6 protein-coding genes are annotated in these 7,581 nt (G+C 71.9%); 2 read left to right on the forward strand and 4 right to left on the reverse strand.

Annotated features, from left to right (window positions below; translation table 11 throughout):
- Positions 1–121: 121 nt before the first annotated feature.
- Both AC0IW9_RS20465 and AC0IW9_RS20470 read right to left on the reverse strand, forming a co-directional pair.
- Positions 122–1,363, reverse strand: a complete 1,242-nt coding sequence (locus AC0IW9_RS20465; RefSeq protein ID WP_471650147.1) for an O-antigen ligase family protein — start codon at positions 1,361–1,363, stop codon at positions 122–124.
- Complete coding sequence (locus tag AC0IW9_RS20470) at positions 1,360–2,754, reverse strand: aspartate aminotransferase family protein (RefSeq protein ID WP_471650148.1); 1,395 nt, start codon at positions 2,752–2,754, stop codon at positions 1,360–1,362. The genes AC0IW9_RS20465 and AC0IW9_RS20470 overlap by 4 nt, the downstream gene beginning before the upstream one ends.
- Before the next feature lie 133 nt (positions 2,755–2,887).
- Here AC0IW9_RS20470 and AC0IW9_RS20475 point away from each other — a divergent pair, with 133 nt between their 5' ends.
- Both AC0IW9_RS20475 and AC0IW9_RS20480 read left to right on the forward strand, forming a co-directional pair.
- A complete protein-coding gene (locus tag AC0IW9_RS20475) occupies positions 2,888–5,197 on the forward strand; it encodes a molybdopterin-dependent oxidoreductase (protein ID WP_471650149.1) in 2,310 nt (769 codons plus the stop codon).
- A complete protein-coding gene (locus AC0IW9_RS20480; protein WP_471650150.1) occupies positions 5,194–6,738 on the forward strand; it encodes a PhoX family protein in 1,545 nt (514 codons plus the stop codon). Before AC0IW9_RS20475 ends, AC0IW9_RS20480 begins: the two co-directional genes overlap by 4 nt.
- A 4-nt stretch (positions 6,739–6,742) precedes the next feature.
- On the opposite strand, the gene AC0IW9_RS20485 is transcribed toward AC0IW9_RS20480, so the two are convergent.
- Together AC0IW9_RS20485 and AC0IW9_RS20490 are read right to left on the reverse strand one after the other, a co-directional pair.
- Positions 6,743–7,102: a hypothetical protein gene (locus AC0IW9_RS20485; protein WP_471650151.1), complete on the reverse strand. Its 360-nt coding sequence runs from the start codon at positions 7,100–7,102 to the stop codon at positions 6,743–6,745.
- 147 nt (positions 7,103–7,249) lie between these two features.
- A partial coding sequence (locus tag AC0IW9_RS20490) for an energy transducer TonB (RefSeq protein WP_471650152.1) occupies positions 7,250–7,581 on the reverse strand: 332 nt, incomplete at its 5' end.

The raw sequence follows: 7,581 nt of genomic DNA on the forward strand, positions 1-7,581 counted from the left end.
ACGTTGGCCGCTTCGATCCGCTGGCCGCGGCGGATCAGGCGGTCGTAGAACGGTGCGACATAGAGCTCCGGCGCGCTGGGTGCATGGCGCTCGGCCCCCAGTGACGGCGCGAAGTCGCCGGCTACCGGATTTCCGAGGCGGGGTGACGCCGTTCCGGCGGCACCCCGGCGGCGGCGGCGAGGGCCAGCAGCTCGGCGCCGATCCACCATTCCTGCCAGGCGCCGAAGCTGAGCATCGCAGTGACCGCTCCGGCCGCGAGCATGGCCAGTGCCACGGCGCCACGGCTGGCCAGTGCCAGGCCGGCCGCCAGCAGGGCCGCCAGCAGCACGCCGGGCCAGCCCAGTTCCAGCCGCAGCTGCAGCGCGCCATTGTGCGGATGCAGCGGCAGCAGCTCGGCGGTGGCGAGCCAGCCGGGCGTCGCGCCGCCATCCAGGCCGAAGCGGGCAAGGGCTTCCGGGCTGGGGTGGTCGGCATGGCCGGGCAGGCTGCGGCTGGCTTCCATGCCCCAGCCGAGCACCGGCCTTGCGGCGATGCGAAGGATGACGAAGTCCCAGATCAGCAGGCGATGCGCCGCCGAGGGCGGGATGCCCGCGGCGGGCACGCCGCGTTCCAGCGCTGGGCCGAGGGCCATGGGCATCGCGACCAGGGCCAGGCCGAGGACGGCCCCGAGAGTGACCGCGACCCGGCGTTCCCATGCCAGCGCCGCGGCACCGACCAGCAGCGCGGCGCCGACGGCGAGCTTGGCCGCCTCTCCCGGCAGCACCACCAGCACCGCGGCACCGCCCAGCAGCACCAGGCCGCGCAGCCACCAGGCGATCGGTGCGGCAGCGACCAGCGGCAGCCAGAGCGCCATGGCCGAGGCGGCGGGCTTGAGGCCGAAGGCAAGGCTCGGCGGGATGGTCTGCAGGCCACGCACCGCGGCGCGGATGGCATTGCCGCTGGCCGCATCCAGCCCGGCCAGCACCAGCCCGGCGACGAGGCCGCCGGTGGCGTAAAGCATCAGCCGGCGCCTTGCCGGCTCTTCATCCGCCGCGACGGCCCTTGCGGCCGCGGCGCCGAGCAGGACGAAGCCGCCCAGCTGCACCGAGGTGCCGAGCGCCCGCAGCGGTTCCGCCGCCCAGGCCGCGGTGACCGCCGCCCAGGCGAACAGCGCCAGCGCCAGCCCCGCCAGGGGATGGGTCGGCCAGGGCAGGGTGCGATGCCGCCGCCAATGCGCCAGCACGCAGCAGGCCAAGGCGACCACCGCGATGGGCGCCAGCGCCTTCGATTGCAGCACGCCGGCGGCCGGGGCGATGGCGAGCGCGATCGCCAGCGGAAAGCTCGGCGCGGCCAGCCAGGGCCGCGCCGTATCGGAGTGGCTCAAACCGCGGCGAGGCTCTCGCGGCGGACCGTCACCATGATCTCGTCCAGCGACTTGCCGAAGCGGGTCAGCATCTCGTCGACCTCCTCCTCGGTGATGATCAGCGGCGGGGAGAAGCCGAGGCTGTCGTTGCTCATCGACCGCAGGATGACGCCGTTCTGCTCGCCGACCTTGGTGAGGCGGATGCCGACCTTCTGCGCCGGGTCGAAGTTGCGCTTGGTCGCCCTGTCGGCCACCAGCTCGACCGCGCCGATCATGCCGGTGCCGCGGACCTCGCCCACCAGCGGGTGGTCGGCGAAGCGGCTGCGGAGCTCCGCCTGGAGATAGGCGCCGACCTTCTTCACATGGCCGCCGATGTCCATGTCGTCGTAGATCTTCAGCGTCTCGATGGCGACCGCGGCCGGCACGGGGTGGCCGGAATAGGTGAAGCCATGGCCCCAGGTGCCAATGGAGGAGGAGCCCGCGGCGATGCCCTGGAAGACCTTCTCGTTCACCATCACCGCCGAGATCGGCAGGTAGGACGCCGACAGCGCCTTGGCGCAGACCAGGATGTCCGGCTCGATGCCCAGGGTCTGGCTGCCCCAGTAGTTGCCGGTGCGCCAGAAGCCGCAGATGACCTCATCGACCACCATCAGCACGTCGTGCTTCTTCAGCACCGCCTGGATCTTGGGGAAGTAGCCGGCGGGCGGCAGGATGACGCCGCCGGCGCCCATGATCGGCTCGGCCCAGAAGGCGGCGACCGTCTCCGGCCCCTCGGCGATGATCTTGGCGTCCAGCTCCTCGGCGAGGCGGGTGGCGAAATCCTCCTCGGACTCGCCCGGCCGGGCGTCGTGGTAGTGGTGCGGCGTGCCGACATGGTGAAAGCCGGGCAGCGGCAGGTCGAACAGCTTGTGGTTGACCGGCAGGCCGGTGAGCGAGGCGGCGGCGAGGGTGATGCCGTGGTAGCCCTTCAGCCGGGCGATCAGCTTCTTCTTCTCGGGCCGGCCGAGCGCGTTGTTCATGTACCAGATCATCTTGATGGCGCTGTCGTTCGCCTCCGACCCGGAGTTGGCGAAGAAGACCTTGCTCATCGTGACCGGCGCGCGCTCGATCAGCATCTCGCTGAGGTCGATCAGCGGCTCATGCGACTTGGCGGTGAAGGCGTGGTAGAAGGGGAGCTTGCGCATCTGGTTGGCGGCGGCCTGCACCAGGCGCTCGTTGTCGAAGCCGAGGCTGGCGCACCAGAGGCCGGCGACGCTCTCGATGTATTCCTTGCCCTGGTCGTCGTAGACCCGCACGCCCTTGCCGCGGCTGATCACCACCGGGCCGGTTTCGAGATGCGCCTTGTGATCGGTATAGGGGTGCAGCGCATAGGCGATGTCACGGGCAGCGTTCGAATTGCGGGGCGGGGTCATGGCAGGGCCTTCCACACGGATGAGGGAGTGTAGGCCCGGATCGCCGGCTTGCGAAGGCGGGCTTGCGGCCCCTGCGATGGACTTTTGGCCCGCCCGGATGGCAAGGTCCGGCCGCCCGACCGAGGATGATACCATGACCGAAATCAAGCCGCATGCGGCGCATTGGGGCTATTTCGACGCCGTGGTCGAGAATGGCCGCGTCACCGGCGTGCGGCCCTTCGGCCCCGATCCCTTTCCCGGCAGCCTGATCGAGAGCGTGCCGGATGTGGTGCATGCCGCCTGCCGCATCGACCAGCCCTATGTGCGGAAGGGCTGGCTGGAGGGAAAGCGCCGCGGCCATCTGCGCGGCGGCGATCCCTTCGTGCCGGTTTCCTGGGACAAGGTGACGCGGATCCTGGCGGAGGAGACGGCGCGGGTGCGGGCGGAGCATGGCGCCCCCTCGATCTTCGGCGGCTCCTACGGCTGGTCCTCGGCCGGGCGCTACCATCATGCGAAGACGCAGTTGCAGCGCTTCCTCGGGCTCGGCGGCGGCTTCACCTCCTCGGTCACAGCGTATTCCTATGCGACGGGGCAGACGCTGCTGCCGCATATCCTCGGCACCAACGAGGTGCTGCTGGGCCGTACGACGGATTGGCAGGCGATTGCGCGCAACGCCAAGCTGATGATCTGCCTCGGCGGGCTGGCGGCGAAGAACGGGCTGGTGAATTCGGGCGGCGCCGGGCGGCACGACTATGGCGTGCTGATGCGCGAGGCCAAGGCGGCCGGCCTACGCTTCGTCAATGTCTCGCCCTTCCAGGGCGATACCGAGGACGAGCTTGAGGCCGAGTGGGTGCCGATCCGGCCGGGCACGGATGCGGCCCTGCTGCTGGCCATGGCGCAGGTGCTGGTCGAGGCGGGGCTGGAGGATCGCGGCTTCCTCGCCACCCATTGCACCGGCTGGGACCGGCTGCGGGCCTATGTCACCGGCGCGGCCGATGGCATCGCCAAGACGCCGGATTGGGCGGCCGCCATCACCGGCATCCCGGCCGAGACCATCCGCCGGCTGGCGCTGGAATGCGCGGCCAAGCCGACCATGCTGACCGCCGCCTGGTCGATCCAGCGGGCGGATTACGGCGAGCAGCCCTATTGGATGCTGATTGCCCTGGCCGCGATGCTTGGCAGCATCGGCAAGCCGGGCCAGGGCGTCGCCTTCGGCTATGGCAGCATCAACGGCATGGGCACGCCGCGGCGGGAGCTGCCGGCGGTGTCCTCGCCCGGCATCCGCAATCGCGGCGGGCTGCATATTCCAGTCGCCCGGGTGACCGAGATGCTCGAGCGTCCCGGCGGGATCCTGCAGTACAACGGCCGCGACATCACCCTGCCGGATATCCGCATGATCTGGTGGGCCGGGGGCAATCCCTTCCATCACCACCAGGACCTGCCGCGGCTGCAGCGGGCCTGGGCGCGGGCCGAGACCATCGTGGTGCAGGAGCCGTGGTGGACGGCACTTGCCCGGCAGGCGGATATCGTGCTGCCGGCGACCACCACGCTGGAGCGGAACGACATCGCCAGCAGCAGCCGCGACCGCTTCCTCCGCGCCATGCACCAGGCGATCCCGCCGGTGGCCCAGGCGCGCAACGATGCCGACATGCTGGCCGATGTCGCCGATGCGCTGGGCTACCGCGACCGCTTCACCGAGCAGCGCGACGAGAATGCCTGGCTGCGCCACCTGTACGAGCAGTGGCGCCTGACCTGCGGCAACCTCGGCTACGAGGCACCAGACTTCGACCGCTTCTGGGCGGAGGGGCATGTCGAGGTGCCGCCCGTGCCGATCGGCGAGGAATACACGCAATTCGCCGACTTCCATGCCGATCCGGAGGCGGAGCCGCTCAACACGCCCTCCGGCAAGGTCGAGCTCTTCAGCGAGACCATCGATAGCTTCGGCTATGCCGATTGCCCCGGCCATCCGGTCTGGATCGAGCCGCGCGAATGGCTGGGCGCCAAGGCGGCGGCCGAGTATCCGCTGCACCTGCTGTCCTTCCAGCCGGCGACCCGGCTGCATGGCCAGCTCGACCCCGGGCGGGTGGCCGCCGCCGACAAGATCCAGGGGCGGGAGCCGGTGAATATGAGCCCGGCCGATGCCGCGGCGCGTGGCCTCGCCGATGGCGATATCGTCCGCATCTTCAATGCCCGCGGCGCCTGCCTCGGCGGGGTGCGGATCAAGCCGGGGATGCTGCCGGGCGTGGTGGCGATGGCGACGGGTGCCTGGTACGACCCGGCGACCCCGGGCGACCCGGATGCGATGTGCGTGCATGGCAATCCGAACGTGCTCACCGCGGATGTCGGTACCTCGCGGCTGGGCCAGGGGCCCTCGGCGCAGTCCTGCCTGGTGCAGATCGCGCGCTGGGAGGGGCCGCTGCCCCCGGTGACCGTGCATGGGATGCCGCCGGTCGTGGCGGCATGATCGCTCGCCGTGCCTTGCTGGCCGCGGCCGGAGGCGGCCTTGCCGCCCCGGCGCTGAGCCAGATCCGCCGCAACGAGCTGGAGCCGCTCGCCCTGCCGGTGAAGCAGGACGACACGGTGGCACGCGGCTATCGCCGGGACGTGCTGGTGCGCTGGGGCGATCGCGTCACCTTCGATGCGCCGCGCTGGGCGCCGCGCACGCCGGACCCAGATGCGGTCGCCGGGCAGTTCGGCTGGGATGCGCGCGTCGCCGGGATCGCGGTGCCGCAGCAGCCGGCCAGCGATGGCGTGCCGCGCGCCATCCTGGCGGTGGTGCATCCGACGGTGGATCCCCGCATGGCCTTCCCCGGCGGGGCCGACCAGCCTGCCGCGGCGGCGGCGATGCAGGGCGCCTCGCTGCTGAACATCGAGAAGCAGGGCGGCCGCTGGGTGGTGGTGGACGGCGGCTACCAGAGCCGGCGGCTGGGTGGCTCGACCCTGTGCCGGGTGACCGGCGGGGCCGTCGGCGCGGTGCGCGGGCTGCTCGGCCTGGTCGGCGGCTGCGTGACGCCCTGGGGCACGCTGCTGCTGGCGGAAGGCGATCCGGCCTTCTGGCAGGGCAGGCTCGGCGGGCTGGACCCGGCCTTCGCCGATGGCAGCGGCTTCGGCTATGTCGCCGAGCTGAACCCCTTCGACCCGCAGTCCGTGCCGGTGAAGCGGGGCGCGCTGGGTCGCTTCGCCCATGGCGACGTGGCGGCGACCCTGGGGCGGGACGGCCGGGCGGTGGTCTATATGACGGACCGGCGGGTCGGCGGCTTCCTGTTCCGCTTCGTCTCGGCCGGCCTTGCCACCGCCGAGGATGGCCTGGACCGCGGCACCCTTTCGGTGGCGCGGCTGGACGGCGACCGGGTGACCTGGCTGACGCTGCCGGACGGCGCTTCCGCGGCACCGCTGGCGATGGCGCAGCAGGCGGGCGGCAGCCCGCTCGACTCGCCGGCAGGGTTGGGGCTGGACCCGATGGGGCCGCGGCTGCTGCTGGCCTGTCATGGCAGCCCGGCCCGGCCGGCGGGCCATGTGATTGAGCTTTCGGCCGCCAATGGCGATGATGCGTCAAGCGGCGCAACGGCACGGCTGCTGTTCGCGGCCGGCGATCCGCGCAGCCCACAGGCGCAATATGGCGGTGCCGGACTGCCGCCGGGCAGTGCCTGGCCGGAGAATCCGGATACGGTGACGGTGGATGGGCGCGGCCGGGCCTGGATCGGCACCGACCGCGGCGGCCGCATCGGGGCGCAGGCGGAGGGGCTTTTCGCCTGTGACCTCGCCGGGCCGGGCCGCGGCGTGCCGCTGCCGATCTACGGAGCGCCGCGTGGCGCCTCGGTCGGGGGGGCGGCCTTCACGCCGGATGGGGAATCGCTGTTCACCACAATCCGCCATCCCGGGGCGGAACCCGGCGCGAGCTTCGACCGCCCAGGGACGCGCTGGCCGGAATTCCAGGCCGGGGTGCCGCCACGCAGCGTGCTGGCGGGCATCGCACGGGTGGCGGGCGGGCCGGTCGGCGGCTAGGCCGCTAGAGGCGGCGGAGCGCGCTGATCGCCTGTTCGATATCGGCCGAGGCACGGCCGACGTCCGCCATGGCCATGTTCTCGCGCGCCCGTTCCACGGCGCCGAGCGCCTTGCCCAGGGCCGGCTGCGGCGACATCGCGCGGCCTTCCTGGCAGCGCAGCTCCAACTCGGCATTGTCGAGCTCGACCCAGGCGGCGTCCAGCTTGTCGTGTTCCAGTCCGTCGCCGACCGCGAGCAGGGCGTCGATGACGGGCATGATCTCCTGCTGCGCCGCACCGGCATCGGGGCCCGACCGGTGGGCTTCCGGGTCCTGCCGGTCGATCCGGACGACCGGGCCGCCGCGGTGGAGACTGGTATGCGCCATGGTGATATCCGACCTCGTTGGTTTGCCACGCTTGTGGCTCTCAACGTCGGAGATTGGCATCGGTCCCCTGTCCGCCGCCAGGGCGCCGGGTGAATTCGGCGCCACCAGCCTCACCTCGCGGCGATCAGACATCATTCACGGGGGTGATCACCGCAAGGTGAAACGCACCGGCACGGTCAGCTCCACCGGGTTGCCGGGCAGGTCGTCCGGCGGGGCGGGCAGGGGGGAGGCATTCTGGATCATGGTCTGCACCGCCTGATCCAGGGAGGCATCGCCAGTGCTGCGTTCGATCCGGTAGCCGGTCACGGTGCCGTCGCGGGCCATGCGGAAGCGCAGCAGCGCGACGCCTTCGACACGGCGCCAGCGGGCCTCGTCGGGGTAGCGGCGATGCCGTTCCAGCGCCCGCATCAGCTGGCCAGCATAGCTGGGCGAGGGGGCGGCCGCGACCGGGGCCCGGGCCGCGACGGGTGCCGGGGCCC

Source organism: Belnapia sp. AC561, from assembly GCF_979252845.1.

Coding starts and splice junctions, on each gene's coding strand:
- AC0IW9_RS20470 (WP_471650148.1), bottom strand. CDS start 2,754: ATGACCCCGCCCCGCAATTCGAACGCTGCCCGTGACATCGCCTATGCG.
- AC0IW9_RS20485 (WP_471650151.1), bottom strand. CDS start 7,102: ATGGCGCATACCAGTCTCCACCGCGGCGGCCCGGTCGTCCGGATCGAC.
- AC0IW9_RS20475 (WP_471650149.1), top strand. CDS start 2,888: ATGACCGAAATCAAGCCGCATGCGGCGCATTGGGGCTATTTCGACGCC.
- AC0IW9_RS20480 (WP_471650150.1), top strand. CDS start 5,194: ATGATCGCTCGCCGTGCCTTGCTGGCCGCGGCCGGAGGCGGCCTTGCC.